Annotated in this window: 2 protein-coding genes; both read right to left on the reverse strand. The window is 34.1% G+C overall.

Going from position 1 to position 1,327, the window contains the following annotated elements:
- Positions 1 to 349: 349 nt before the first annotated feature.
- Positions 350 to 859 (reverse strand): transposase, encoded by a 510-nt coding sequence (locus tag LEP1GSC199_RS21960; protein ID WP_332307949.1) that lies wholly within the window; start codon positions 857 to 859, stop codon positions 350 to 352.
- Positions 856 to 1,327 (reverse strand): transposase zinc-binding domain-containing protein (locus LEP1GSC199_RS21965; protein WP_002990317.1); only part of this gene is annotated, 472 nt, incomplete at its 5' end. The genes LEP1GSC199_RS21965 and LEP1GSC199_RS21960, both read right to left, overlap by 4 nt.

Genomic DNA, 1,327 nt, shown 5'->3' on the forward strand with positions numbered 1-1,327 from the left:
CACCTATGATTAGACATTCTTTTACTATCTCTAGAAAATATTTAATATCAAAGCTGCAGTCCATAGATAATAATTCAATAAGTTCAATCATTTATTAATTTCCTTCATTTCGGCTAACGAACTAGGCTAACCGACGTAGGCTGGCCCTGAGTCCCAACGGGACGTTAGGGACTGGCACGTAGTTTGCGGATGCAAACGAGTGCCAGAAGCCTATGTGGCGCAGCCCAAGCGAGGGCTCGTCCCGAAGCGAAGCGTTTCCGCGCTGTTATCTGCTGTGCCCTATGCTAAGTTTGGCTTGCTGCCTGTTTTTTCTCACTAAGGAATTTAATAGTCCAAAATTGAGTCAAAGTTAAGCGACAAGTCTTGTGAATAGTTCTTCAGTAGGCGGATCCTTTCCAAATTTGATGTAAACAATATCTGGAACTTTGAATTCGTCAACTTCTTCTAACAGAATCATCCTTTGATTGCAGACAGGACAAGATTTGTGGAATTTATGATTCTCATCGAGAATCGAATCATCATTGATTTTTGATTCTGTTTCTTCTTTACTGTTTATCTCTAATAATTGATTTACGAGGTCATACTTAGATCTACTAGCAGAGCTGTAGAAACCAGAATAACGAATAGATTTAATGTTTTGTGGAATGATATGTTTGATGTATCTATTTACAAATTCATGGTTAGAAAAGGAAAAAGATTTATCTTTATTATGAAGATTAATGGAACCATTATCAAAAAAATCGACCTGATTAAGATCGAGAGCATTTCCTTTTATAGTTTTGGAAAGGTAGTCAATGATAGGAAAAGGTGATTCGTATTTCTTAGAAACAAATATATTTTCTTTATGTAGATTATTTATATTGTCTCTGAACTGATCCCAAGTTCAGGATGTTTCTTATGTAAAAGAATTAATTCTTTCTTTAGAATTTGGTTATATATAGAATTGAAGTTATCAAGTTTGAAGAGTGTCTCATCAAGTAAGAGAATTTTGTCTTGATTTTTGGATAGAGCAATAGAATTGAGAAGGATGTGTATATGAGGATGAAGCTGGTAAGCATCCCCATGAGCGTGTAGAACAGAAATGAATGCGGTAGTAGGGGTTAGGTCAAAAGAATACTTAATTAATTTGAGAATCGTATTAGATGAAGCTTCAAAAAGGATTTCTATAAATTCTTTATAATGGGAAAGAATATATGGATACAGAAAAGAAGGTAACTTAAAAACAAGATGATAATGTGGAGAATTAGAAACTTTTTCTTTTGTATTAGAATTCCATTCTCTTTTATTTTCTGATTGGCAAGTAGGACAAGATCTATTGTTACAAGAT

Source organism: Leptospira vanthielii serovar Holland str. Waz Holland = ATCC 700522 (genome assembly GCF_000332455.1).
In the GTDB taxonomy this organism is placed as follows: domain Bacteria; phylum Spirochaetota; class Leptospiria; order Leptospirales; family Leptospiraceae; genus Leptospira_A; species Leptospira_A vanthielii.